Origin of the sequence: Thioalkalivibrio versutus, from assembly GCF_001020955.1 — a bacterium.
GTDB classification, from domain to species: Bacteria; Pseudomonadota; Gammaproteobacteria; order Ectothiorhodospirales; family Ectothiorhodospiraceae; genus Thioalkalivibrio; species Thioalkalivibrio versutus.
This window is the reverse complement of the sequence record NZ_CP011367.1, coordinates 2865236-2891474: the sequence shown is the minus strand read 5'-3', so window position 1 is coordinate 2891474 and position 26239 is coordinate 2865236. Positions and strand designations below refer to the sequence as shown.

Annotated in this window: 22 protein-coding genes and 1 riboswitch; of the genes, 9 read left to right on the top strand and 13 right to left on the bottom strand. The window is 67.3% G+C overall.

Annotation, left to right across the window (positions count from 1 at the left end; translation table 11 throughout):
• Positions 1–61: 61 nt before the first annotated feature.
• Positions 62–565, bottom strand: a complete 504-nt coding sequence (locus tag TVD_RS13415; protein ID WP_047251836.1) for a hypothetical protein — start codon at positions 563–565, stop codon at positions 62–64.
• A 145-nt stretch (positions 566–710) separates the two neighbouring features.
• Here TVD_RS13415 and TVD_RS13410 point away from each other — a divergent pair, with 145 nt between their 5' ends.
• Positions 711–2219: a protein adenylyltransferase SelO gene (locus TVD_RS13410; RefSeq protein WP_047251835.1), complete on the top strand. Its 1509-nt coding sequence runs from the start codon at positions 711–713 to the stop codon at positions 2217–2219.
• A gap of 52 nt (positions 2220–2271) precedes the next feature.
• Here TVD_RS13410 and TVD_RS13405 read toward each other — a convergent pair whose 3' ends face one another.
• Positions 2272–3531, bottom strand: coding sequence for an inorganic phosphate transporter (locus TVD_RS13405; RefSeq protein ID WP_018168816.1), 1260 nt, complete (start codon positions 3529–3531; stop codon positions 2272–2274).
• A 34-nt stretch (positions 3532–3565) separates the two neighbouring features.
• Complete coding sequence (locus tag TVD_RS13400; RefSeq protein WP_018144982.1) at positions 3566–4246, bottom strand: TIGR00153 family protein; 681 nt, start codon at positions 4244–4246, stop codon at positions 3566–3568.
• A gap of 101 nt (positions 4247–4347) precedes the next feature.
• A riboswitch (TPP riboswitch) is annotated at positions 4348–4445 on the top strand.
• Positions 4446–4526: 81 nt separating this feature from the next.
• Here TVD_RS13400 and thiC point away from each other — a divergent pair.
• Complete coding sequence (gene thiC, locus TVD_RS13395) at positions 4527–6416, top strand: phosphomethylpyrimidine synthase ThiC (protein WP_047251834.1); 1890 nt, start codon at positions 4527–4529, stop codon at positions 6414–6416.
• Positions 6417–6601: 185 nt separating this feature from the next.
• Here thiC and TVD_RS13390 read toward each other — a convergent pair whose 3' ends face one another.
• Positions 6602–6979 (bottom strand): DUF5362 family protein, encoded by a 378-nt coding sequence (locus TVD_RS13390; protein WP_047251833.1) that lies wholly within the window; start codon positions 6977–6979, stop codon positions 6602–6604.
• A gap of 213 nt (positions 6980–7192) precedes the next feature.
• Here TVD_RS13390 and TVD_RS13385 point away from each other — a divergent pair, with 213 nt between their 5' ends.
• From TVD_RS13385 to TVD_RS13370, 4 genes are all read left to right on the top strand, one after another.
• Positions 7193–7678, top strand: a complete 486-nt coding sequence (locus tag TVD_RS13385; protein WP_082119155.1) for an FHA domain-containing protein — start codon at positions 7193–7195, stop codon at positions 7676–7678.
• A gap of 20 nt (positions 7679–7698) precedes the next feature.
• Positions 7699–9426 (top strand): serine/threonine-protein kinase, encoded by a 1728-nt coding sequence (locus tag TVD_RS13380; protein ID WP_082119133.1) that lies wholly within the window; start codon positions 7699–7701, stop codon positions 9424–9426.
• Positions 9427–9875: 449 nt separating this feature from the next.
• Complete coding sequence (locus tag TVD_RS13375) at positions 9876–10322, top strand: DsrE family protein (RefSeq protein ID WP_052772683.1); 447 nt, start codon at positions 9876–9878, stop codon at positions 10320–10322.
• Between the two features lie 68 nt (positions 10323–10390).
• Positions 10391–11719 (top strand): porin family protein, encoded by a 1329-nt coding sequence (locus tag TVD_RS13370; RefSeq protein ID WP_047251831.1) that lies wholly within the window; start codon positions 10391–10393, stop codon positions 11717–11719.
• Between the two features lie 110 nt (positions 11720–11829).
• Here the strand turns inward: TVD_RS13370 and TVD_RS13365 are convergent, their stop codons facing one another.
• The 3 genes from TVD_RS13365 to TVD_RS13355 all read right to left on the bottom strand — a co-directional run bounded on the left by TVD_RS13365 (position 11830) and on the right by TVD_RS13355 (position 14807).
• On the bottom strand, positions 11830–12879 hold the full coding sequence (locus tag TVD_RS13365; RefSeq protein ID WP_047251830.1) for a LysM peptidoglycan-binding domain-containing protein: 1050 nt from the start codon (positions 12877–12879) through the stop codon (positions 11830–11832).
• A 47-nt stretch (positions 12880–12926) separates the two neighbouring features.
• Positions 12927–13763: a PP2C family protein-serine/threonine phosphatase gene (locus TVD_RS13360; RefSeq protein ID WP_047251829.1), complete on the bottom strand. Its 837-nt coding sequence runs from the start codon at positions 13761–13763 to the stop codon at positions 12927–12929.
• Positions 13764–13856: 93 nt separating this feature from the next.
• On the bottom strand, positions 13857–14807 hold the full coding sequence (locus TVD_RS13355; RefSeq protein ID WP_047251828.1) for a PDC sensor domain-containing protein: 951 nt from the start codon (positions 14805–14807) through the stop codon (positions 13857–13859).
• 170 nt (positions 14808–14977) lie between these two features.
• Between TVD_RS13355 and TVD_RS13350 the strand changes: the two genes are divergently transcribed.
• The gene (locus TVD_RS13350; RefSeq protein ID WP_156167554.1) at positions 14978–15484 is read left to right on the top strand and encodes a GNAT family N-acetyltransferase; all 507 of its coding nucleotides are present in this window, start codon (positions 14978–14980) and stop codon (positions 15482–15484) included.
• A gap of 227 nt (positions 15485–15711) precedes the next feature.
• On the top strand, positions 15712–16791 hold the full coding sequence (locus tag TVD_RS13345) for a GGDEF domain-containing protein (RefSeq protein ID WP_047251826.1): 1080 nt from the start codon (positions 15712–15714) through the stop codon (positions 16789–16791).
• Positions 16792–16841: 50 nt separating this feature from the next.
• Here the strand turns inward: TVD_RS13345 and TVD_RS13340 are convergent, their stop codons facing one another.
• Entirely contained in the window at positions 16842–19355 is a 2514-nt protein-coding gene (locus TVD_RS13340; RefSeq protein ID WP_047251825.1) for an EAL domain-containing protein, read from the bottom strand.
• Between the two features lie 277 nt (positions 19356–19632).
• On the opposite strand from TVD_RS13340, the gene TVD_RS13335 reads away from it, so the two are divergent.
• The gene (locus TVD_RS13335) at positions 19633–21252 is read left to right on the top strand and encodes a methyl-accepting chemotaxis protein (protein WP_019594576.1); all 1620 of its coding nucleotides are present in this window, start codon (positions 19633–19635) and stop codon (positions 21250–21252) included.
• 70 nt (positions 21253–21322) lie between these two features.
• Here the strand turns inward: TVD_RS13335 and hypE are convergent, their stop codons facing one another.
• The 5 genes from hypE to TVD_RS13310 are packed head-to-tail and all read right to left on the bottom strand — an operon-like array spanning position 21323 to position 26234.
• Positions 21323–22327 (bottom strand): hydrogenase expression/formation protein HypE, encoded by a 1005-nt coding sequence (gene hypE / locus TVD_RS13330; RefSeq protein WP_047251824.1) that lies wholly within the window; start codon positions 22325–22327, stop codon positions 21323–21325.
• Positions 22324–23412, bottom strand: coding sequence for a hydrogenase formation protein HypD (gene hypD, locus TVD_RS13325; protein ID WP_047251823.1), 1089 nt, complete (start codon positions 23410–23412; stop codon positions 22324–22326). The genes hypE and hypD overlap by 4 nt, the downstream gene beginning before the upstream one ends.
• A complete protein-coding gene (locus TVD_RS13320) occupies positions 23409–23663 on the bottom strand; it encodes a HypC/HybG/HupF family hydrogenase formation chaperone (RefSeq protein ID WP_018144995.1) in 255 nt (84 codons plus the stop codon). The genes hypD and TVD_RS13320 overlap by 4 nt, the downstream gene beginning before the upstream one ends.
• A gap of 4 nt (positions 23664–23667) precedes the next feature.
• Entirely contained in the window at positions 23668–25977 is a 2310-nt protein-coding gene (gene hypF, locus TVD_RS13315) for a carbamoyltransferase HypF (RefSeq protein ID WP_047251822.1), read from the bottom strand.
• The gene (locus tag TVD_RS13310) at positions 25974–26234 is read right to left on the bottom strand and encodes a hydrogenase maturation nickel metallochaperone HypA/HybF (RefSeq protein WP_018168831.1); all 261 of its coding nucleotides are present in this window, start codon (positions 26232–26234) and stop codon (positions 25974–25976) included. Before TVD_RS13310 ends, hypF begins: the two co-directional genes overlap by 4 nt.
• Between the last annotated feature and the right edge of the window lie 5 nt (positions 26235–26239).

Genomic DNA, 26239 nt, shown 5'->3' with positions numbered 1-26239 from the left:
AGTTCACCCCGCACGCCGGTTCCCGGGGGCGGGGCGCGTCTGTGTGCCGCCTGGCCCGCCTTCAGATCCGGTCCAGCGTGGACTCCAGCACTTCCCAGTGGACGTTGCCGTGGACGACCTCGTAGGCCAGCAGTAGCTGGCCGTGCGCCGAGTCGCCCTCGAAGTTCGCCAGGACCCACTGGTGGTTCAGGACGTGGATGCCGTCGCGGCGGAACGCGTATGCGTCGCCTTCCGGCGCCTCGTGCGGGATCAGGCCGGTCTGCTGCATCAGGTCATCGGCGAGACGCTCGTTCGGGCGCACCATGCCGCGACGCTGCAGGTCCTGGAGATGGGCATTGGTCAGGCCCAGTTCCACCGGACGCGGGATCTCGTGGCGGGTGTATTGCTGCAGCTGCATCTGCGCCTGCAGCAGATCGCGGTTGGCCTCCGAAAGATCCTGTTCGAGCCCGTTGCCGCGGGCGATGTAGATCGCCAGCACGACCACGAAAAACAGCATGAAGCCGAGCCAGACCAGGCGTTCGCTGGTCTTCAGGTTCTGCGGCTTGGGGTTGTCTTGTTCGGACACGGGGCTTGCCTCCGGAATGCTAGGGTGCCGGCTGCCGTGGGGCATCCGGCCGGAAAATGAACGCGCGACCGCCGTGGGTTCCTGAACCCGGGTCGATGCGACGCGCATGATAACCCCTGACACCGCAACCTGCCGAGAATGCCCCATGTCGGTTCCCGACCCCGTCAACGCCGCCGCATCCGAGAGCCAGCTGGAGTGGATCAACCACTTTGCCCGTCTGCCGGAGGCCTTTCACGAGAGCCCGGCGCCCGCCCCGTTTCCGGATGCGACCTGCCTGGCGAGCAGCCCGGCCATGTGCGAGCGTCTGGGCCTGGAGGCCGCGGCCCTGGGCCGCGACCCGTGGCTCGGGGCCTGCACTCACGGTAGCGAGCTGGCGGGCGCCGAGCCGCGGGCCTCGGTGTACGCGGGACACCAGTTCGGCGTCTTCGTGCCGCAACTGGGCGATGGTCGCGCGAAGCTCCTGGGCGAGGTTCGCACGCCAACGGGCGAGACCTGGGAGTTGCAGGTCAAGGGTGCCGGCCCGACGCGCTTCTCGCGCGGCGCGGACGGTCGTGCGGTCATGCGTTCCTCGGTGCGCGAGTACCTGGTCTCGGAGGCGATGGCCGCGTTGGGCGTGCCGACTACCCGCGCGGTGGCGTTGTTTGGCTCCAGCCTGCCGGTGTACCGCGAGCGCGTCGAGCCGGCGGCCATCGTGCTGCGCGCCGCGCCCAGCTTCCTGCGCTTCGGCCATTTCGAATACTTCCACTACAACGGCTACAGCGCCCGCCTGCAGGAGCTGATCGACTACGCCCTGGCGCATGACTACCCGGAACTCCAGGGGGCCGATGATCCCGTTGCCGCGATGCTGGAGGCGGTGATCGCCCGCACCGCGGAGATGGTCGCCGACTGGCAGGCCATCGGCTTCTGTCACGGCGTGATGAACACCGACAACATGAGCCTGGCCGGCCTGACCATCGACTACGGCCCGTTCGCGTTCATGGATGCCTTCGACCCCGGCTACATCTGCAACCACACCGACCAGGGTGGGCGCTATGCCTTCGACCAGCAGCCGCAGATCGCGCAGTGGAACCTGATCCGCCTGGCCGAGACCCTGGTGATCCATTTCGCCGACGCCACCCGCGAGGCGGCGATCGAGCGCGCCAAGGCGCTGCTGCAGGGCTTCCAGCCGCAGTACCGGCAGGCCTGGTTGGCGCGTATGCGCGCGAAGCTCGGGCTGCAGGTGGAACAGGAGGACGACGAGGCATTGATCCAGGAGCTGCTCGCACGCATGGCGGCCGAGGGCGTGGATTACACCCGCTTCTTCCGCCAGCTGCCGGATCTGGAGCAGGCGGAGATCCGGGCGCAACTGGAATCGGAACTGGAGGATGGGGCCGCATGGCAGGCCTGGTGGTCGCGCTATCAGGCGCGGCTGGCGAGGGAGGGGCTGCCCCCTGAAGAGCGGCGCGCGGCGATGAATGCCGTCAATCCCAAGTACATCCTGCGCAACCATCTGGCCCAGGCCGCGATCGAGCAAGCCGAGGCAGGGGATGCATCCGAGGTGCTGCGTCTGCAACAGATCCTGGCGCGTCCGTTCGCTGAACAGCCGGAATACGAGGCCTATGCGGACCTGCCGCCGGAGTGGGCGAGCGGGATCCAGCTAAGCTGTTCCTCCTGAGGGGGCGTGCAGGCCGGACCCCGGACTGGAACGTCCGGAGACCGGGGCCAACTTATCCGAGGATGCCGCGCAGGATGTAGAAGTAGACCACCGCGAGGATCGCGCCGGCCGGCAGGGTCACGATCCAGGATAGGAAGATCATCCGCACCAGCCCCAGATTGATCGCGGCAATCCCGCGTGCCAGGCCCACGCCGAGGATCGCGCCCACTAGGGTATGGGTAGTGGAGATCGGCAGGCCGGTGCCGGAGGCCAGGACCACGGTGGCCGCCGCCGCGGCGGTGGCGGCATAGCCGCGGCTGGGGGTGAGCTGGGTGATCCCGGTACCCACGGTCGCGATCACCTTGTGGCCGTAGGTGAACAGGCCGAACACGATCCCGACCCCACCCAGCAGCAGCACCCACATGGGCACGACGGTCTCGGTGCTCACATCGCCGGTCTGGATCACGTCCACGACTGCAGCCAGCGGGCCGACGGCATTGGCGACGTCGTTGGAGCCCAGGGCAAAGGCCATCGCGCACCCGGTCACCACCATCTGGATGCCGAACACCTTCTCGACATTGGCGAAATGGGAGCCTTCCTCGCCCACGCCGGTGGGATCGTCAAAGCGCAGGCGCCGGATTGCCATCATCCCGAGCACGACCACGATGGCGCTGATCAGGATCGCGAAGCCATAGGCCTGCACGGGCGTGAGGTCCAGGCCGACGTGGGTCAGGCCCTTGAACATCGTTACCAGTGCCGTGACAAAGGCCGTGAGGAAGATATAGAGCGGCGCCCAGCGCTTGGCGTTCTTCAGCGGATCGACGGTATCGAGGATCAGGATCTGCACACTGCGGAACAGGGCAAAGGCGATCATCCCGCCGACGAGCGGCGAGACCACCCAGGACATCGCGATGGTGCCGACACGTTCCCAGCGAACCACCTCGAAGCCGAGGCCGACCACGGCAAAGCCGACGATGGCGCCAATGATGGAGTGGGTCGTGGAGACCGGCCAGCCAAAATAGGAGGCGACCATCAGCCAGGTCCCGGCGGCTGCCAGGGCCGCCAGCATCCCGTAAACGAGCAATTCGGGGTTGTCGGCCATCAGGCTGGAGTCGACCATCCCGCTGCGAATGGTCTGGGTGACCTCGCCGCCGGCCAGCCAGGCCCCGGAGAACACGAAGATCGCGGCTACAAACACCGCCTGGCGAATCGTCAGCGCGCGTGAGCCCACCGAGGTGCCCATGGCATTGGCAACGTCGTTGGCGCCGATGCCCCAGGCCATGAACAGGCCGAAGATCACTGCAAGGCCGAGCAACAGGGTGCTGTATTCCATGCCGTCCTCGGTGCCTGTGCCTGGGTGCCGGTGGTTACTTGGCGAGCATCAGCTGCAGGCGGCTGCCTACACGCTGGGCCAGGTCGGCCAGCTCGCCGATGGAGTCGATCACGCGATACATGAACATCACGTTGACCGGCGGTAGTTCGGCCTCCTGCGCGAACAGGATCTCGCGCACCTCGCGCTGGGCCTCGTCGGACTCGTGCTCGATCTGGTCCAGCTCAGTGAGGATGCCGTTGACGACCTCGACCTCGTGGCCGCGGAAGCCCGCCTCCACCAGTTCGTCCAGCTCGTTGATTGCCCGGCCGGCCTGGTCGACCGCATCCACGCTGCGATCGAGGAAGCGCTTCAGCGGCTCGCCCATGTTGTCGGGGAATTGCATCTGCCGGCCCAGCATCAGCCCGGCGATGTCTTTCGCCATGTTGGCGATGCGGTCCTGAATCAGCAGGGTATCGAGCACGTCGCGGCGCGACATGGCCAGCATCATGCCCTTGGGTAGGTGCAGGCGCAGGTCCTTCTTCAGGCGGTCCGCCTCGCGTTCCAGCTTCGAAATCTTCTTCTGCTGTACCCGCGCGGTCTCCCAGTCGTCGCGGGCCATGGCCTCCATGAACGGCGGGAGCTCGGCGATGCAGGCGCGCACCTTTTCCATGTGCGCCTGTAGCGGGCGTACCGGGGAACGGCCAAACAGCTCGAAGACGAAGTTCTTGGGGGACATGGCGGCGCGAAGGTTGTCACAAAGCGATAATCTAACGCAAAACACCGGAGCGCGCGCTGTCTTGTTGGTCCCGCCGCCGCCCTCTGTGCGGTACACTCATCCGTCAGAGCTGGGGGTGCCCGCGATCGATGCGAGCTGAGAGAGTCCCCTTGAACCTGAACCAGTTAACGCTGGCGGAGGGAAGCTCGGTGCTCGATCCAGTCCGCGCGCGCCCCGTTCGCAGTCTGTCCAGCCCGTTCTGTTCCCTCTGCTGCCACATCCGCATCGCAGAGGTCACCGTATGAGCGCCATTCCCGAGTCCTTCGCCCGCAAGACCGCCCAGGTCTCCGCCGACGTCACGCGCCCGTTTCCCAATTCCGAGAAGGTCTTCGTGCAGGGTTCGCGCCCGGATATCCGCGTGCCGTTCCGCCAGGTCGCACAAAGCCCCACGCTGACCTCCGGCACCCCGGAAGAGAACCCGCCGATCCCGGTCTACGACACCTCGGGCCCGTACACGGATCCGGACGCGACCATCGATCTGCGCCAGGGCCTGACGGATCTGCGCGGCGGTTGGATTGACGAGCGCGGCGACACCGAATGGCAGGATGGCCCCAGTTCCGAATACGGCCGCGTCCGCGCCGCCGACCCGGAACTGGCCAGCCTGCGCTTCGAGCACATCCGCCCGCCGCGCCGCGCGCATGCCGGGGCGAACGTCTCCCAGATGCACTACGCCCGCCAGGGGACCATCACCCCGGAGATGGAGTTCGTCGCCATCCGCGAGAACAACCGCCTGCAGGAGCTGCGCGCCGACCCGCGCTACAAGAAGCTGCTGCGCCAGCACGCCGGCGAGTCCTTCGGGGCGTCCATCCCCGAGGCGATCACGCCCGAGTTCGTGCGTGACGAAATCGCCCGCGGCCGCGCGATCATTCCGGCCAACATCAACCACCCGGAGCTGGAGCCGATGATCATCGGCCGCAACTTCCGCGTGAAGGTCAACACCAACATCGGCAACTCGGCGGTCTCCTCCTCGATCGAGGAGGAGGTCGAGAAGCTCGTATGGTCCGCGCGCTGGGGCGGCGACACCCTGATGGACCTGTCCACCGGCAAGAACATCCACGAGACCCGCGAGTGGATCCTGCGCAACTCGCCGGTGCCGATCGGCACCGTGCCGATTTACCAGGCGCTGGAGAAGGTCGACGGCAAGCCCGAGGACCTGACCTGGGAACTGTTCCGCGACACCCTGATCGAGCAGGCCGAACAGGGTGTGGACTACTTCACCATCCATGCCGGCGTGCGGTTGCAGTACGTGCCGCTGACCGCCGATCGGGTGACCGGCATCGTCTCGCGCGGTGGATCGATCATGGCCAAGTGGTGCCTGGCGCATCACGAGGAGAACTTCCTCTACACCCGTTTCGACGAGATCTGCGAGATCATGAAGGCGTTCGACGTCTCGTTCTCCCTCGGTGACGGGCTGCGCCCTGGCTGCCTGGCCGACGCCAACGACGCCGCGCAGTTCGGCGAGCTGGAGACCCTGGGCGAGCTGACGCAGAAGGCCTGGGCGCACGACGTGCAGGTGATGATCGAAGGCCCCGGCCACGTCCCGCTGCAGAAGGTGAAGGAGAACGTCGACAAGGAGCTGGAAGACTGCTTCGAGGCGCCGTTTTACACTCTCGGCCCGCTGGTCACCGATATCGCCCCGGCCTACGACCACATCACCTCCGGCATCGGCGCGGCCAACATCGGCTGGTACGGCACCGCGATGCTCTGCTACGTGACGCCGAAGGAGCACCTGGGCCTGCCTAACAAGCAGGACGTGCGCGACGGCATCATCACCTACAAGATCGCCGCCCATGCGGCCGATCTCGCCAAGGGCTTTCCCGGCGCGCAGCTGCAGGACAACGCGCTGTCCAAGGCGCGCTTCGAGTTCCGCTGGGAGGACCAGTTCAACCTGGCGCTGGACCCGGAACGCGCGCGCGAATTCCACGACGAGACCCTGCCCAAGGACGCGCACAAGGTCGCCCACTTCTGTTCCATGTGCGGCCCCAACTTCTGCTCCATGAAGATCACCCAGGACGTGCGCGACTACGCCGCGGCCCAGGGCGTCTCCGAAGACGAGGCCCTGAAGAAGGGGATGCAGGAGAAGGCGGTCGAGTTCGTCAACAAGGGCGCACAGATCTACCGCGAGGTCTGAGCGACATCCTCGTCATTGCGAGGAGCGCAGCGACGAAGCAATCTGCCTCTGGCCCCACCGGACGTTGCGTCCGACCTGGCTATCGGTAGGCCGCTTGCGGCCCCAACGGCGGCCGCCGGGTGTGTTCGTGTTCGTCTGCCACGCCCCCTTCCGGGGGCTCGCCATGACGCGGCCGGGGGGGCACGCTACTGCATGTGGCCGAAGCCCCCGGTGCCCATCAGCCCGGCCCCGATGCCGAACAGCATGCCGACCACCATCAGGATCAGGTAGATCAGCAACAGCACCCCGAAGATGGTGAAGTAAATGCGCAGCCGGCTCATTGCGTATTTCATTTCCAGCGGGTCGGCACTGTCGAAGGCGCGCTGCGAGGCGCTGGCGGCCTGCATCAGCACCACGCCGGCCCAGATCGGGATCCAGGCAATGATGATTCCGACGATCGACAGGGCCGTCAGCACGCCCGAGATGATCAGCATCACTCCGATCAACTGCATCCAGAATTTTCCGCGAACCAGGGGTTCGATCAGTTCCCTGAGCGGGGCTCCGTCGGTGGCTTCCTGCTCCATGGTCAAACTCCCTCCGTGGTGGATCCGATGAATCGAGCATAGCAGGCCGTTTCATGCTGTGACGCGTTCGTTGTTTTGGCGCGCGGCGGCCGTGCATACTCGGCCAGTACGCTAGGACGACCAGCAGAGCCACCAATGGCCGATGGATCAGGGGGAGCGATGAGCGATCAGGGACGACGCAAGGACACCGGGCGCAACGGCCCACAGGGCACGATGCTGTTCCAGGGGCAGGAACTGCCGGATCAGGAGACCGCGCCCGACACGGCCAGCGCGGCTGCGCCGCCCGGTGGCCACCCGGTGCTGGTGGGTATATCCGAGCCCTTCGCCCAGCAGCGCCTGACGCTGAAGCCGGGCAAACGCTCGGTGGGGCGTCAGGCTGCCAATGACATCGTGTTGCAGGAGGGCAGTGTCTCCTCGCAGCATGCCTGGCTGGTGAACGACGGCGGCGAATGCCGGGTGGTCAATCTGTTGTCCACCAATGGCACCTGGGTCAATGACGAGAAGGTGCACGAGGCGACCCTGAAGGACGGCGACCACGTGCGCTTTGGTCGTGTGGAATTCGTCTTTCGCCGGCGTGATGATGGGTCCGAAGTCCGTGCGCAGGGCGGCGGTCGCCGGCGGCTGTGGCGCTGGCTGGGCATCGCGGTGGTCGTGTTGGTGCTGGCGGCCGTCGCACGCATCCTGCTCGAGACGGCCTGAGGCCCGGCCCCGCGTTCCTCATGCAGCGGATCGGGCGCTACGGGGTCGGCGACGAAATCGGACGCGGGGCGATGGCCGTGATCTACCGCGGCTATGACCCCGACATTCGGCGGCCGCTGGCGATCAAGTGCTTGCAGCCCGACTATGCCTGTCGCCCTGAATACCGGCGCCGCTTCCTGGCCGAGGCGCGTGCCGCAGGCACCCTGACCCACCCCGGGATCGTCACGATTTTCGACGTGGGCGAGTCGGATCATCAGCCCTTCATCGCAATGGAACTGCTGGACGGCATCACCCTCACGGAGTTCGCGGAACAGTTCCGCCCGCTGCTGCTGCGCAATGTCCTGAAGATCGCCATCCAGTTGGTGGAGGCCCTGGACTACGCACACCGCAACGGTGTGGTGCACCGCGACATCAAGCCCGAAAACATCATCGTCACCAGCGCCACGGCGAACATCAAGGTGATGGACTTCGGCATCGCCCGCACCCTCAGGGACCCCGACTGGCGCGCCGACGACGACTGGCTTGCCGAGGACGACGACGGTTATATCGCAGGATCGCCGCACTATATGGCGCCGGAGCAGATCCGTGGCCGCGATACCGACGCTCGTGCCGACCTCTATTCCGTCGGCGTGGTGCTGTACGAGCTCCTGACCGGGGCCACCCCGTTTCGCGGGCATGATGTCGAGACCCTGCTGACCCGGGTGGTCAAGGATCCGGTCCCTGCACCGCGGGTCATCGTGCGCGACTGTCCGCAGGACCTGATCGAGCTGGTGCTGCGCCTGCTGGCGAAGGAACCGGACGAGCGCTACCAGTCGGCCGGCGAGCTATTGGTGGACCTCGAACGTATCGACGAGCAACGCGCCGAGCGCGACCGGGCGGGCGCCGGGCGTCGGATCATCCCGCTGCGTCTGCGCTGGGCCGCGGTCATGGGGGCACTGGTGGCAGTCACCCTGGTTGTCGGCGGTACGCTGGTACACCAGAAGCAGAACGAGGTGATGACCGACCTGGCGTTTGACTATGGGGCCACGCTGGCGCAGATCATCTCGGTGGAGAGTGCCGAGGACCTGTTGCTGGAGGACACCATCGCGGTCCAGGGCCGCCTGCGCGACATGCAGGCGAACCGGGAGATTGCCCTGCTGAGCGTCGTGGACCACCGCGGCGAGGTGGTGGCCAGCAGCGACCCGGAGGCCCTGGGCCAGCCCTACGAGCCGCCTTCCGAGGACCGCCTGCTTCAGCGTCGCGACGGCCAGGCCGTGTGGTCCATCACCGGGCGGGATGGCGCAGAGCTGTTCATGTTCGAGGCTCCGGTTCGCTACCAGGATCATCACATCGGGCAACTTCAGGTCGGGCTGTCCACGGGATCGCTGCGCGCGGCGAACGAGGCCACCTTCATGGCCTTGCTGATGCTCACGCTGGTCACCCTCCTCGCGGTGCTTCTGGGGGCCTACGTGCTTGCCCGGCGCCTTCAGGCACCGCTGGACCGCCTGCGCGGGGCGCTGGACCAGATCGGTCAGGGGCGGCTCGATACCCGGATCCGTGCCCGTCGACACGACGACTTCGAGCGGGTCTTCAGTGCTTACAACGCGATGGCCGACTCGCTGGAGGCGCGCATGAAGCGTCGGGTCAGCGGTGACATGGGTCGTAACGCCGGGTACGCCGCTACCTCGCCCACCCTGGATCTGTCCAGCGCCAGACCCTCCGTCGACGACCGGCCCCATGATGAACCGCACGGCGATGGCCATCGCTGAACACGCAGGGTATGCGTATATACGCATGCATATCATGTAGTTGTCGTGCCGCAAAACCCCGTGCTAAAAGCTCTCTTGTCCGGTCGGAGTGTTCGCGACCGGACCTTCCCGATCCCCTGACTACGAGCTGACGTGACCCTCCTGGCGCCAGCTTTTTCCGTTCGGGGTTCGGGTGCTTCAACGGATCGGTGTACCCGGGCTTCAGGGAAGAAGCGCACCCCATCGGCAATCCGGAACCACTCACGGTTCCCGGCGGCCCTCGCCGCCAACGCCGCCTAACTCCTCCCTGCTGCCCGACTCGATTGACCACGCGCCACCCGGCGTGAACGAGCGCGTTTGGCCGGGGCAAGGAGGCCAGCGATGTATCCGTCAATTCGTGACCGACCCATGCCCGCACAAGGCGCCTTGCGCGTCTTGCCGTCCATTCTCATGACACAGGAAGTGACATCATGATCGACGCACACCGCCAGCTGCTCCTTGCCTTTGCTACCTGCCTCCTGCTGGGTCTTGCACTGCCGGCAATCGCCAGTGACAACCCGTTCGCGGAGGAGCACGTGGTCCTCCAGATCAGCGATAACGACCCCTCCAAGCAGACCTTGATCCTCAACGTCGCCAACAACCTGCTCAATCACTACGGACCAGACCGGGTCGCGGTGGAGGTCGTTGCGTTCGGCCCGGGCTTGCGACTGCTGTTCGAGAACAACACCAACCAGGATCGTATCCAGGCCCTGGTGGACCAGGGGGTCCGCTTCAGCGCCTGTGCCAACACGCTGACGGGTATGGGAAGGATCATCGGGCACCCGCCAGACCTCAACCCCCATGCCCAGATCGTGGACGCTGGTGTGGTCCGGATCATGGAACTGCAACAGCAGGACTATTCGCTGATTAAACCCTGAACCCCGCCCCGGCGCCCCCGAGGTGCCCCGCAATGGAATGCACCCTCACGACCACAAGGACAGGAAACATGAAAACGACCACCCGATGGGCTCTGAAATCCCTCGTGTTTGCCACCGCCCTGGGGCTCGCTGCACCGGCGCAGTCGGCTAACTGGCTGATGTTGCAGGGCACCGAGCCCGAGGATGCCGCCGCGCGCGCCCACTTCTGGGGCTTCGTGCAGCCCGGCTTCAAGCATGATGCCAGTGACCCGAACCCGGGCGGTGCCTATGTGCCGCCGAAACTCATTGGGCCGGACCTGACCTCGCAGTCCGGATTCAACCTGAACCGGGCGCGCATCGGGGCGCGGGGGACCGGCTTCCCCCTGGATGGCCGGATCAACTACTTCATCATGGCCGAACTGGGGAACAACGGGATTACTCAGCCCGGCAACAGTTTCGCCAAGCTGACCGACGCCAGCATCACCTTGAATCACCTGCCCGGCGCACGTGTTCGGGTCGGCCTGTTCAAGACCCCGGGCTCCGAGGAGGTCTTCCAGGGGATCGTGAACCTTGATTACATCGAGTTTACGAACTTTGCCAATCAGCAGTTGATCGAGCGCCTCCCCAATGACCGCTACACCTCCAACATGCCACCCCAGCCGATGGACAGCGCCGGGGACTTGAATCGCTTCGACAAGTCGGTCGCCGCGGGGCGAGACACCGGCATTCAGGTATTCGATACCTTCGAGTTCGGTGACTGGGAACACAGCTACGCGGTGATGGTAGGGAACGGCAACGGCCTGAATGTGGGCGACATGGACAACAACCGTGACACCTATCTCTACTGGTCTTCCGAATACATCTTTGGGGGGCAGGGGCCACGCGTGGAAGGGGTCAAGATGTTCGCCTGGGACCAACGTGGAAAGCGCCGCCTGGACCACACCAACGACGGCGTACACAACCCGGAGACCTTTGATCGCGAACGTCGTGGGCTGGGCGTTCGTTATCTGAAAAAGCCATGGCGCATCGCGGCCGAATACGGAACCGCCGAGGGCATGATCTGGGTCGGCCCCCACGCACCTACCTTTGACATGAACCCGGCGGTTCCGGCTGGCAACGGGGTCAATGGCAAGGCCGACGGGTATCAGGTCGATGTCGGATACTACATCCCCAACACGAAGTGGGAGGTCGCGGGGCGCTACGATATCTACAATCGCCTGAAGAACGACCCGTTCGAGACTCGATGGGAGACCCTGACCCTGGCGGCGCAGTATCACTTCAACCCGAAGACACGCCTGACTCTGAATTACATCATGCGTGATGTGGAGGCGGTGAACTTCCCGAGCGGTGCGGGCCCGAACGCGAATGTCGACGGGATCGGCAATCGCACAGCGATCCAGTTGACGCACATCTTCTAAATCCGCCAGAAGGCCTGGCCGCCGGGTCTTCCCCGGCACCTGTCAGCCCCGCCCCGCCACCGTGGGGGGCGGGGCTTTTGTCATGTTCGTTCCCCGGTCCGCGGGCGGCCTCAGCCCGCCCCGTTGTCCAGGGCATCCAGGCGACGCTGCAGTTCCAGGGCTCGCAGGCGATAGCCGCGCGCCGCCTCGAACCCGGGGTCGATCGCCAGGGCCTCGTCCCACAATGCGATGGCGGTCTGCAGGTCCTGGTTGCGGTAGCGCACGATGGCCTCCGCGTGCAGGGCCTCCTTGCGCTGTTGCTCCAGATCGTCAAGGTGCTGGCGTGCGGTCGCGTGTTGCGGGTCCTGTTCGAGCACCCGGCCGAAGGCCTCCAGCGCGTTTTCGGTCGCGCCTGCCGCGCGCGCCTCCACGCCCCGCCGGTGCCAGTAGCCGATCGTCGCGTCGCGCGCCAGCGGGTCCAGCCAGCTGGCCCATTCGTTCTGCGCCTCGGGGTGTTCGCGGGCCAGCTCCACGACCTCCAGCGCCGCGCCATAACGCCCGGCTGCCAGGTCGGCCTCGATGGCGCGGCGCAAACCGTCGTCGCTGACGCCGGGCGCGGCGTCGGGGTCCAGAGCCATCAGCTGTTCGTCCAGATCGGTCTCGCCACGTTGCGGCCCCGCTGCATCCCGCGGGATGCGCAGCCGTTGCCCGACGAGCAGTCGGTCCGGGCGTTCGATGTCGTTGTAGCGTGCGAGGATCACAAAGCGGGTGGCATCGCCGAGGTGCTCACGCGCCAGCCCGCCCAGGCTGTCGCCCGGCTCCACCGTGTGAACGAAATAGGCCTCGCCCAGGGTCGCCTGCGGATCCCCGGAGAGCTGTTCACGCAGGCCGCGGGCGGCGCGGTTGCCCGGATCATCTGCGAGGATCCGGTCCAGTGCCGAGCGTGCCCGGTCCATCTCGCCGCCCTGCAGGAGCTGCACGATCTCGGCGATCTTGAGGCGCTCGTCCTGCTCCTCGCGGGCGATCGGGTCGGACGGGGCCTCGTCGGTCGCGGCGACCACGTCCTCGGCGGACTCCGCCTCGGGGTCGAACAAGCCCTGTAGCTGCGCACAGCCGGACAGGAACGCTGTGAGTACGACAAGCAGGACGAGGCGAATCAGCGTGGTGTGGGCTGGCATCATGGCAAGGACTGGTGCGGCTCGGCGAGTCCGCGAGTATACGGTTGGCATCAGTCCAGCGGCCACAGCAGGATCGCAAGGGCCGTAGCCAGTAGCGCCAGCAGGCCCAGCGTGGGCCCGATGCGCGCCTTCAGGTGCCGGCGCCAGAAACGCCCGCGCGGCGGCCCGCTCCGCCATGCTGCCAGGGCCACGTTGTCACCCTTGGCTCCGCCGCGTCGCGCCGCTTCGACGGCGGCGCTCGCGGTGGCCGAGTCGAGGTCCGGGCTGTCCAGCAGTTCCGCGATCTCGATCGGTCCGATCTGTTCCCAGAAGCCGTCCGAGCACAACAAGAAGCGCGTGTGACGGGTGACGGGGGCCTCGGCGTAGTCCACCTCGATCGGGTCGACCACGCCGAGGCCTCGCAATAGCCGGTTCTGCTCCGGGTGCGTTGCCATTTGCGCCTCGCTTATTACCCCCTCGTCGACCAGCTGCTGGACCCGGGTGTGATCGCGCGTGCGTCGCTGAAGGGTGTCGCCCTCGAAGTGGTACAGCCGGCTGTCGCCGCAATGGGCCCAGCAGGCGGAGGTCGGGGTCACATACAGTGCCACCAGCGTGGTGCCGGGGCGTTGTGACGGATCGGTACCCCCGGCCTCCAGCAAGGCTGCATGGGTCTCGTGGAAGAGAGCGTGGAGCAGGTCACGGGCATCGGCAGCCTGCCCCGCGTAGCGGGTCCACAGGCGTTCGGCGGTCGCGATCGCGGCGTGCGAGGCGCGTGCCCCGCCCTCGTGGCCGCCCATTCCGTCCGCGACCAGCAGCAGGGCGCTCTGCCCGTCCGCGTTTTGTAGCACGGTCACCGCGTCCTGTTGCTCGGCGCGGCCACCCATCTCCCTGGCGTATCCGGTTTCCATGTGCGTGTGGCCCCGCTGATCCCGCGACCATGATGACCGAGTTGATCGGCGCGCGACAGCCCCGGGGGGAGAAGCGCATCGATCCGTGTCTCCCTAGCCGGTGGCGCCGATCCAGAACTGGATGGAGCGGCCGAGGAAGTCGTCCCAGGTCATGTAATGCGAGCCGTCGCACGAGAAGGTCAGGCTGATCATGCCGTTGAACAGGTTGATCGAGGCGGAGCGCAGGTACACGGTCTCGTCGGCATAGCGCAACGCGCGCAGCGCCTCCAGCACGCGGCCGACATCCTCCTTCGGGATCAGCGCTTCCGCGGGATATGGCTCGTGCGGAAACGCCAGGCAGACGTCCGGGTCGCCCAGGGACTCGTGCGTCAGGATGCGGTAGCGGTACGGGTCCTCGGTGGTCCACAGCGTGGCGCGCGAACTGGAGAAGTGGAACACGCCCTGGAACACGCCGCGCTCGGTGAACAGTTCTTCCAGAATGGCCAGGGCGGTGTCCATGTTCTGGTCCATCAGGCTCTCGGTGCGGCTCTGCAGGAACAGTGTTCCGCGAATCGACGGATCGCCCTTGATCTGGCGCCACTCGCTGGGCTCCTCGTACAGGTCCTCGGAAAAGTCGGGCAGGTTGCGCAGATCGAAGTCCGCGCCGAGAAAGCCCAGCGCATTGCCCTGGTCGTCGCGCACCAGCTGCAATGAGGTCAGGGATGGCCGGCGTCCGAGCAGGCTGATGTAGGCATCCGACAGCAGGAAGCCGTCCGCGGGCACGGCCTCCTTCATGTACGGGCGCTGCGAGCGATCGCGCCCGAAGTGTTCCGGCAGTACACCAGTGCGCGAGATGTTGTCCGAAAGCTGGACCCCCTCGGTGTTCAGTGCATACACGAAGGTCGCTTCCGGGATCTGGCGGATCGCCTCCTCCAGTATCGAGTCCAGCGCCTCGCGGCGCGGCCAGGCGGCACTCAGCCGGCCGGCGATCTCCGCCAGGGGTTCATGCAGCTTGTCCTCGAGGTAGTCGCGCTGGTGCTCGATCGCCTTTTTCAGTTCCGTCATGGTGCGGTGTCGTCTCCTTTCAGTGCGCTGCGATTATCCCCGATCGCGGATGGCGTTGTCGTGACGGCGCGCGCGCGCCGTTTGTCCCGGCACTTCGGCCTGTCGAACAGGTCCGAGCAGGAACCATGCCGACGACGAGCCCGACTGTGCCCGATACTGCAAACATGCCCATGACGAAATCTACCGAATCCCTCCGCCCGGCCCGCCCCGGCGATCTCGACACCATCAACCATCTGGTGGCCGAGGCGATCGAGGATTGGCCCCTGCCCGAACGTGTGCGCCGGCTCGCCCTGCCGGCCTACCGCTATACCGAGGCCGATCTGATGTTCCTCGAGGTGACGGTGCTGGAGCGTGCGGGCGAGGTGGTCGGCGTCGCCGCCTGGGAGACGGCGGAGCCCCGCGAGCTGCCGGAGGGTGCCGCCGACGGGCTGCTGCTGCATGGCCTCTACGTGGGGCGAGCCGACCGCGGGCAGGGTGTGGGCCGGCAACTGGTCGAGGCCTGCCGGAGCGCCGCGCACGAGGCCGGGGTGGCCGGGGTGCTGGTCAAGGCCCAGGCCTCGGCGGCCAGCTTCTTCGCGACGATGGGTTTCGTCCCGGTACCCGTGCGCGATCGCGACCGCGACTACGAACAGCGCTACTGGCTCCCATCTCTGCCCAGCGGTGGCGGCGGCAACTAGCCTGAGGTCTTGGCGTCGGACGCTGCCTGTCGCCAGCCGCGGCGGTATCCAGTGTTCGAAGGGTGGTTTTGGCGTGGAGCCGTGTTTCCGGATAAAAGTGCCGATCCGTGAACGGTTTGCGGGAGGCCCTCCTTCCTCGGGGCGTGCCGGATGCAGGAGGATTTTGATGGAATGCGAGATCACGGCTCTTTTGGATGCGGTCCGATGCGGGTCGTCGGAGTCGCCGGATGTTCGATGAAGCGGCTCGGCTCGAGGCGCTCAAGGCCTACGACATCCTGGATACCCCGCCGGAGCCCCAGTTCGACGACTTCACGCGCCTGATCGCGTACATCTGTGATGCACCGATCGCGGCCATCAACCTGGTGGATCGCGACCGCCAGTGGTTCAAGTCCGAGATTGGTTTGGGCGTGCGCGAGACGCCGCTGGATATCTCGATCTGTCGGCACGCCATCCTGCAAAAGGGTGTGTTCGTGGTGCCGGACACCACACGAGATTCGCGTTTCATGAACAACCCGCTGGTCACGGGTGCCCCCCATTTGCGGTTCTATGCCGGTGCCCTGCTCGAAAGCGCAGACGGTCTGCCGTTGGGGACGTTATGCGTGTTGGACTACAAGCCACGAGAACTGACGGCCGAGCAGGAAGATGCGCTGCAAGTGCTGGCGCGCCAGGTGATGGCGAATCTCGAACTGCGCCGGCAAATGCGTGAACTTCAGAAAGCGCTCGCCAGCAACGAGAAGCTTCGCGAGGGGCTGGAGGGCAAGCAGGAAGAACTGCTCTCGCTCAACGAGGACCTGACCCAGCTGGCGACCACGGATTCCCTCACCGGCATTGGCAATCGTCGGGTCTTCGATGCTGTGCTAAAGAAGGAGCTGCATCATTTCCGGCGCAATACGGAGCCTTTCTCCCTCGTCCTGCTCGACCTCGATGATTTCAAGTTGATCAACGATCGCTTTGGGCACGACGTGGGAGACCTGGTTCTGCAACAAGTCGTCGAGCGGCTGGGACCGCTGGTGCGCAAGGTGGATCTGATCGCGCGGATTGGTGGCGAGGAGTTCGCCCTGATCCTGCCGGCGACGAACGCCGCCGCCGCCGGCGAAGTGGCGGAGCGCCTGCGGCTGCGGATCGCGGACTGCGGCTTCGCGCGGGTCGAAGCTCGGCCTGTGACGCTCAGCGCGGGGGTGGCGACCGTGCGGCCCGATGACACGGAGGCGTCCCTGTACGGCCGCGCAGACAAGGCCTTGTACCGGGCCAAGGCCAACGGCCGCAATCAAGTGTGCAGCGACCAGCTCCAGGCGCCCAACGAGTAGCCAGGGCATTCCTGATGGCGGGACGGATGGCTCGCCACCCGGAGGGTGGCTCAGCCCATGATGGCCGTCGCCGGTCCCGGGCGCCCGAAATAATAGCCCTGGAAGTAGTGGCACTCGATCTCGGCGAGCAACTCGAATTGCTCGGCCGTTTCCACGCCCTCGGCCACGACCCGCATGTCCAGGCTTTGGGCCAGGTTGATGATGGCCTCAATGATGACCCGGTCTCGTCCGTGACCGGACTGTCCGGCCGCTTGCACGAAGGCCTTGTCGATCTTGACCTCGTCGAACGGGAGACGGGACAGGTAGGCCATCGAGGAGTATCCAGTACCGAAGTCGTCCATGGAGAACCGGATGCCCAGTGCCCGGATCTGCTCCATCTTGTACATGCTGTCCTCTAGATCGGCGAGTACCAGCGATTCGGTCAGTTCGAGCTTGAGCCGTTCAGGCGGGATCGGCCAGCCTTCCAGGAGACGTTCGATCTGAGAAACGAAGTCGTCTTGATGGAACTGCGCGGCGCTGACATTGACCGACAGGCTCAAATGCGCGGTAGCCGGGTCCTGTTGCCAGCGCTGGATCTGTCGGCAGCCTTCATTCAGGACCCAGTGCCCGAGTGGCCGGATCAGCCCGGTATCCTCCGCCAACGGCATAAAGTCCAGGGGGGCGACCAGCCCGCGTACCGGGTGATGCCAGCGTAGCAGCGCTTCGGCGGCCACGGTGTGGCCATCGGGGCCGACCTGCCTCTGGAAGTGCAGCACGAAGTGATCGCTACCCATGGAGGCTCGAAGGTCCGCTTCCAGCCGGAAACGCTCCTCCATCTCCGCCTGGAGCGTCGGATTGAAGAAACGGATCGCGTTGAAGCCGGCCGCCTTTGCCTGGTACATCGCGGCGTCGGCGCGGCGCAAGAGCTCCTCATGGGTATGCTCGTCGCCCAAGAACACGGTAAGGCCGATACTGACGGCACACTGATAGTCGTGACCCCGCAGTTGCACCGGTTCGGTCACGAGGGCCTGGACTTCCTCGGCCATATGAGCGGCCTGCTGGGCGGCGAGGTCTTCCCGCTCGCCGAGTTTCTCGAGGACGATGACGAACTCGTCACCCCCAAGGCGTGCCACCGTATCCGCACTGCGTACGTGATGCTCCAGCCTGCGCGCCAGTGTCTTCAGGAGTGCGTCCCCGACCGAGTGCCCCAGCGTATCGTTGAGGCGCTTGAAGTCGTCCAGGTCGAGGAATAGGACGGCCCCGTAATGCCGGTGACGTGCGGAAAGAGCCCGCGCATGTTCGAGGCGCTCCTCGAGCAGTCGCCGGTTTGCGAGTCCGGTCAGTTCGTCATAGAAGGCCAGTTGGTGGATGCGTGCCGAAGTGCGCTTCTGGTCCGTGATATCGGTGATGAAGCCGTTCCAGAGTACGCCCCCGTCCGGTTCGCGATCCGGGGTCGCGTTGCCCTGGAGCCAGCGTTCGCCGTGTTCGGGGTGTCGCACGCGATACTCGTGTCGCCATACCGACAGATCGTTGGCGGAGGCCTGGATGGAGGCCAGAACCCCGTCCAGATCCGCCGGGTGAATGACGTTGGTGAGCTCCGAGGCATCCTCCTGCACCTGTTCGGCGGTCACCCCGTAGATATCTTCGATCGCATGGCTGGCATAGGGGAAGGACAGGCTTCCATCGGGCCCCAGGCGGAACTGATACACCACGCCAGGCAGGCGGGAAGCGATCTTCTGGAAGCGGTCATCCAGCTGTCGGGCCCGTGCTGCCAGGATGTCTGCGTCCAGTTGCGCGCCCTCGATGCGCAGGCGCAGGGTCACCGTGATGGTCGAGGTGATCAGGATGAACAGGCTGGCACCCACGGCCAGGCCGGCGATCAGCCCCGGTTGTACAGTCAGGCCCGCGAGGCTGGAGTGCTGACCGTCGCCAGGGACAAAACGCGCGGCCGACATGGCCACATAGTGCAGGCTGGAAATGGCCAGCCCCATAAGGACTGCGCTGCCCAGTTTGAACAGGGTAGGTTGATACCGTTCTCCGTTTTCCAGGAAGCGATCCAGCAAGCGCGGAATGGCCAGGGCCATGCTGGCCATGATTATGGCCACGGCGATCGACAGGGCGAAAAGCGCGGGCTGGTGCAGCATGTCGGCATCCACGATCATGCCGCTCATGCCGATATAGTGCATGGCGCCGATGCCGACCCCCATCAGGCTCCCGCCCAGCGCAATTGCCTGTACCGAGACGCACGGCGCGCGCAATACCTGCAGGGCGACGTAACCGGCCGCAATGGCCGGCAGCACGGAAGCCATGGTGATGCCCAGGTGGTATTCGATTTCCAGGGGCAGCTGGAACGCCACCATGCCGATGAAGTGCATGGTCCAGACGCCGACCCCCATTGCGATAGCGCCGTTGATCTGCCAGCCGATGCGCGCGGCCCGCGCGGTGGTGTTCCGGATCAGGTCAACGTGGCTGATGCTCGCGTAAGCCGCCAGGATCGCGATAGCCAGCGATACCACCACCAGGGGCGCCGAGTGACTGCCACGATAGGCTAGCTCTCCAAGCGCGTCTGTCGTGGCGAAATTCATCGCGGCATTCTGCGGACGTCCCGGGTCAAACGCCAGCCAGGGCGCAACGGGTAATGGCTCAGTCGCCTTTCCCTAAGCATTGCCTGGAGGCCCGCACGAGCCGCCTGGCTACGGGCGCTCGGCGGGAAGTGTCACGATCGGGCATGGCAAGATCGCGCGCCCTGAGGCGTGAGCCCGGAGCGGGGCGGTTGATCTTCAGTATTCGTTCCGACGGCCGATAAGGTAGAAGGCGGTTTTATCGCCACGTTTATTCGCACAGCCAAGGAATGCCAACAACATGATCTCTCTGCAGACGATTCGCGGTCGCATGATCGCGACGGTCTTGATTACCACGGCCCTGATTGCCATTGCGGTCGGTGTGACGCTGCGGGGCGTGCAGAACGTCGAGGCTGAATTCACGACGTACCTGGACGAGAACGAGGCGCGGATGTCCGCCCTGAACACCATGTTCGGGGATGGTCTGCTGGGGGGTATTGCCACGCGGAACCAGATCTTCAATCCGGACCTGGAATTACCGCCGCAGGTGGTGGCGGGCACGGCCGAACGTTTTGAAGGGGCGCTTTCGTTCCTGCGGGATGTCGCGGTCCGGCAGGACGTCATTGCCAGTCTGGACACGATCGAGGCGAACTGGGCGCAGGTGCAACGGGCTCGTCTGAATGTGCTCGATCTGGCGCGTGCCGGTGAGGTGGACGAGGCCTCGCGATTGCTCGCCGAAATCGAGAACCCGGCATGGCGCCCGATCCGTCAGGAAATCCAGGCGCTGACCGAGACCGAGGAGGCCGCCACGGAGGCCGCCCGGGAGCGTGTGCAATCCCAGGTGGAGGCGGCGTTCATCAGCGGTCTTGGGGCCGGTGTGGCGGCGGTCGTTGTTTCGGCGGGTATCAGCCTGTGGATGGCGATGATGCTGGCGCGGCGTATGCGCAAGGTGCAGGGCATGGCGGATGACCTGGCGGCGGGAGACGGCGACCTGACCAAACGCATCGAGGTGGAAGGCCGGGACGAGCTGGCGGAGCTTTCTCGCAGTTTCAATGCGTTCGTCGACAAGGTGCACCAGCTGGTGCGTCAGGTGTCGGGTTCGACTTCTCAGGTGGCCGCAGCCGCCGAGGAACTGGCCACAGTCACCCGGGAGTCGGATGCGGCCGTGCAGCGCCAGGGTTCGGAAACCGACCAGGTGGCCACTGCGATGAACGAGATGACCTCCACGGTTCAGGAGGTCGCCCGGAACGCGATGGGGGCTTCGGAGTCCGCCAACTCGGCGGACGACGAGACGCGCTCCGGATCGGCCGTGGTTAGTGAAACCCGCAGCGCGATCGAGAAACTTGCCGGCGAGGTGGAAACAGCTGGGGCGGCGATCGAGGAAGTAGGCCGGGATTCCGAGTCCATCAGCAAGGTCCTCGAGGTCATCAAGGAAGTCGCGGAGCAGACCAATCTTCTGGCATTGAACGCGGCGATCGAGGCGGCCCGCGCCGGTGATCAGGGCCGTGGATTCGCGGTGGTGGCTGACGAGGTGCGTTCGCTCGCCAGCCGCACGGAACAATCGACTCAGGAGATTCAGGGCATGATCGAGCGCCTGCAGTCGGGTACGCGTCATGCGGTCGGTGTGATGGAAAAGAGCCGGACCCAGGCGGGGCAGTCCGTCGACAAGGCCGGGGAGGCTCAGGCTGCACTGTCTCGCATCCAGGAGGCCGTGGGCCAGATCCGCGACATGAATACCCAGATCGCCAGTGCCGCGGAGGAGCAATCCGCCGTGGCCGAAGAGATCAACCGCAACGTTACCAATATCAACGACATCGCCACCGAGGTTTCGACGGGATCGCGCCAGACGCAGTCCGCCGGCGACGAGCTGGCCCGCCTGGCCGCCGAGTTGCAGCGCCTGGTGGGGCAGTTCCGCGTTTAGGGCAGGCGGCCCTGGCACCGCTGGGGCTCGCGCCTGAGATCCCTGTCATTGCGAGTCGTGTACGACGACTTCAGCAGATCCGGGGCAGCTGTTCGCCGGCCGGCAGGATGACGCGGCGTTCCACCCCCGTCGCCAGGCGCCGGATCACCGCCGGTTCGCCCGCCTCGGCACGGCCGATGGCGACGGCGCCGGCCGTCTCCGGACGCGCCTGAAGGATCGCCAGCGCCCGGGTTGCTGCGGGTTCCGGAACGGCCACGAGGAAGCGTCCTTCGCAAGCCGAATGCAGGGGATCCAGCCCGAGGATCTCGCAGGCCCCGCGTACATCGTCGCGCACCGGTATCGCGGTATCGTCCAGTACCAGGCGGCAGCCGGAGGCGTCGGCCAGCTCCTTCAGGGCGGCGATCGCACCGCCGCGGGTGGGGTCGCGCAGCGCGCGGACTGGCACGCCGGCGGCCAGTAGTGCGGCCACGGCCCCGGCGACCGATGCGCTGTCACTGGGGATCGGCGGGTCCAGGGCCAGGTTTTCGCGGGCGGCGAGGATTGCGACACCATGGCGGCCAAGATCGCCACTGGCGAGCAGTACATCACCGGGCCGGATCGCGCCCGGCGTGATCTGCACGCCTTCGGGCACGACGCCCACCCCGCTGGTGCTGATGTAGACCCCGTCGCCGCGCCCGGCCTCCACCACCTTGGTGTCGCCGGCGACCACCCGCACGCCGCATTCCTCTGCGGCCGCCTGCACCGAGGCGAGGACGCGCCGCAGGTCGTCCAGCGGCAGCCCCTCCTCCAGGATCAGGCCGAGGGTCAGCCACAGGGGGCGCGCCCCGGCCATCGCCAAGTCGTTGATCGTACCGTGCACCGCGAGCCGGCCGATGTCGCCACCCGGGAAGAACAGCGGCCGCACCACGAAGCTGTCCGTCGTCATGGCCAGGCGCCCGCCCGGGGCGTCGAGCACGGCAGCATCGGGGGCGGCGAGGGCCGGGATGCCCAGCGCTGGCAGGATCACCTCGTCCAGCAGCTTCGCCTGCATCCGCCCCCCGCCGCCATGCGCGAGGCGTACGACGTCGGTGGTCATGCCTCGCCCCGATAGTGCAGGTAGGCCGCGCAGGCCCCCTCGGAGGAGACCATGGGCGCGCCCAGCGGGGTATCCGGCGTGCAATCGCGGCCGAAGGCGGGACAGTCGGTGGGGCGGCGCAGTCCGCGCAGCACCTCGCCGGCGATGCAGGGGCCATCCCCGGTCGCCTCGGGTGTGACGAGCCCGAAACGGGCCACGGCGTCGAACCGGGCGTATTCCGAGCGCAGCCCGAGGCCGCTGGCGGGCAGGCGTCCCATGCCACGCCATTCGCGCTCGACCGGCTCGAAGACGCGAGAGACCGCAGCGCGCGCGGCTGCGTTGCCGTCGTCCGGCGCGGCCCGGCCGTAGCGGTTCTCCACCCGGGCCGCGCCGCGTTCCAGTTGCTCCACGCAGGCGTGGATCCCGGCCAGCAGGTCCACCGGCTCGAAGCCGGTCACCACGATCGGGACCCGGAAGCGTTCGGCGATCGCGTGATAGGCGGCCGCCCCCTCCACCGTGCAGACATGGCCGGCGGCCAGGAAGCCCTGGATGCGGTTGTCCGGGTCGGCCAGCAGGGCCTCCATCGCCGGCGGTACCAGCGAGTGCGAGACCAGCAGCGACACGTTGGCCAGGCCCAGGGCCTCGGCCTGCAGCACGGCGATTGCGGCGGCCGGGGCGGTGGTCTCGAAGCCCACCGCCAGCAGCACGACCTCGCGCTCCGGGTGTTCGCGCGCCAGCGCCACCGCATCCAGCGGCGAGTAGATCACGCGCACCTCGCCCCCGGCCGCGCGCGCCGCGTTCAGGTCCCCCAGCGCCCCGGGCACGCGCAGCATGTCGCCGAAGGTGCAAAGCATCACCTCCGGGTGGCGGGTCAGCAGTACCGCCTGGTCCAGGGTCTCGGCCGGGGTCACGCAGACCGGGCAGCCGGGCCCGTGGATGAGCTCGACGGCGTCCGCCAGCAGTTCATCCAGGCCATGGCGCAGGATCGCGTGGGTCTGGCCGCCGCAGACCTCCATCAGCGTCCAGCGCCGGGTGCAGGTGGCGCGGATCGCTTCCACCTGGCGCAGGATCAGGGCCGGGTCGCGGTATTCGTCCAGGTGCTTCACGGGCCCTCCGGGGCGGGCGGGTCGTGCGCGGGGATTTCGCGCAGGGCCGCCAGGGTGCGTTCGGCAGCGGCCTCGTCGAGGGTGGCGATCGCGATGCCGGCGTGGACCAGCACGTAGTCGCCGGGCCCGGCCTCGGGGGTGCAGGCCAGCGAGATCACGCGCGTGACGCCACCGAAGGCCACGCGCGCCTGGCGGAACAGCGGGTCGTCGCCGTCCACGCTGTCGATACGACCGGGGATGGCAAGGCACATGGGCTCAGTCTCCGTTCGGGGGCACCGCGGCCCGGCGCCCGATCACCGCCTGGCCCAGCGCCAGCCCGCCGTCATTGGGCGGGATGCGTTGCGGCCACAGCGGACGGAAGCCGGCGGCCTGCAGCGCGTCCACGCATTGTTGCAGCAACCACCGATTCTGGAAGCATCCGCCGGTCAGCGCCACGGTTGCATGCCCCCCGGCCCGGGCGGCGTCGACCGCGAATCCGGCCAGCGCCCCGTGCAGGCGGGCCGCCATGCGTCCGGGTGTCGCCGCGCCGGCATGATCGGCCAGCAGGGCGGCGACCAGCGGGCCCCAGTCGGCCCGCCACGGTGTTGTGGCGGTACTCAGCGAAATGCCGGAGGCGTCGACCCCGCCCCCTGCGGCTTCCGCCGCCTGCTGCACGAGCATGGCCGCCTGCCCCTCGAAGCCGGCACCGGTGCGCAGCCCTTCCAGCGCCGCGACCGCGTCGAACAGCCGCCCGACGCTGGTCGTCCAGGGGGCGTGGATCCCTCGCTCCAGTGCAGCGAGCAGCGGGTGCCATTCCGCAGCGGTAAACAAGGCCCGCGCGGGGCTCGCCTCCAGCGCGGCCGGATCGCCGTCGAAGTGGGCATGCAGCAGGCCCAGCAGGGCGCGCCGGGGTTCGCGGATCGCGGCCTCGGCCCCGGGCAGGCGGAAGGGCCGCAGATGACCCCGCCGTTGAAAGCCCCCGTCGGCGTCCACTGCCAGGCATTCGCCGCCCCACAGCGTGCCGTCCTCGCCGAGGCCCATGCCGTCCCAGACCAGCGCCACGGCCGGTTCGCGTACCCCGTGCTCCGCCAGGCAGGCCGCCGCGTGGGCGTGATGGTGCTGTACGGCGACGACCGGAGGCCCCCAGCCCCCGGCCAGCGACGTGGAGGCGTAGTCGGGATGCCGGTCGCAGGCGACGCGCGCGATGTCCACGCCACAGAGCTCGCCCAGTGCGCGGGCCTCGCCAGCCAGCCGGTGCAGGGCCGCATCGCTGTCCAGGTCGCCGACGTGGGCGCCGACGACCACGTCGTCCTCCAGGGCCAGGGCCGGGGCGGCCTTCAGGTGGCCCCCCAGCGCAAGGGTGACGGGCCCGGCGTCTGGCAGGGGCACTCGCAGCGGCGCATACCCGCGGCCGAGGCGCAGGCATTGAGGCCGGCCCGCGGCGATCTGGACCACCGAATCGTCCAGTGCCCGCGCGATCGGCCGGTCGTGGTCCAGGATCCCGTCCGCGATCATGCCCAGTCGGGTCACCGCCTCCGCGGTGTCGATACAAAGGGGCTCGCCGCCGCGGTTGCCCGAGGTGCAGACCAGCGGGCCGGCGAAGCCCTCCAGCAGCAGGTGATGTAGCGGCGTCGCCGGCCGCATCAGTCCCAGACGGTTGAACCCCGGCGCCACGCCCTCTGCCAGCGGGGCGCCGGGCCGGCGGTCCACCAGCACGATCGGAGCCTCCGGCGCATCCAGCAGCGTACGTTCGGCGCCGGTGGCGCGCGCCACTTGGTCCAGCCAGTCGCCATCCGGCAGCATGACCGCCAGCGGCTTGTCCGGGCGCTGCTTGCGCGCGCGCAGGCGGGCCACCGCATCCTGGCGGGTCGCGTCCACCAGGAGCTGGAACCCGCCCAGACCCTTCAGCGCCAGGATCTGCCCCTCGCGCAGGGCGTTGACTGCCGCGTGCAGGGCCGCATCGCCGGTGGCGTGTTCGCTTCCGTCGGGGCCGCGCAGCGTTACCTGCGGCCCGCAGTCCGGGCAGGCCATGGCCTCCGCGTGAAAGCGCCGGTCCCCCGGGGCCTCGAACTCCGCCCGGCAGGCCGCGCACAGCGGGAATCCGTCCAGGGTGGTCTGCGAGCGGTCCCAGGGCAGGGCCGTCGCTATACTCCAGCGCGGCCCGCAGACCGTACAGGCGGTAAACGGGTAGCGGTGGCGCCTTGCCTCGGGGTCACGGATCTCGGCGCGGCAGTCGGGGCAGGGTGCACGGTCCGGCGCCAGGGCCGGCGCGCCGCCCTGCCCGGGGCCCTGAACCACGCGGAAGGTGGTATCGCCGACGGGGCGAGATGCCGTCACGGTGATCGCATCGACCCGCGCGGCCGGCGGGGCCTCCTGCTCCAGGGCCGCCCGCAGCGCGACCAGCGCCGCTTCTCGTCCCTCGGCCTCGATGACCACGCCGGACGGCGTGTTGCCCACCGAGCCGGTGATGCCGAGCCGCCGGGCCCGCTCCGCGACAAACGGCCGGAAGCCAACGCCCTGAACCCGGCCGGTGACCACCAGGTGCCAGCGCGCAGGCGACGGGGCGCGTGTCGCGGCGGCGCTCACGCCACGTCCAGGCTCCGCAGCAGGATCTGCTGGGCCTCGGGGTGGGTCTCGTCGTCCGAGGTCTCCACCTCCAGCTCGGCCCCCTCGGCGACGGTGCCGCGGGTGCCGTCCTCGAAGTGCTCGCGGAAATGCTCCGGCGTGATATGCGACAACGCGCCCAGCCATACCCGCACGCGGGTCACGCGCCGGGCGTTGTTGTCGGCCGCCACCTGCTCGATCTTGCGCATCAAATCGGCCATCAGCGAAAACTCGTGCATCCGTG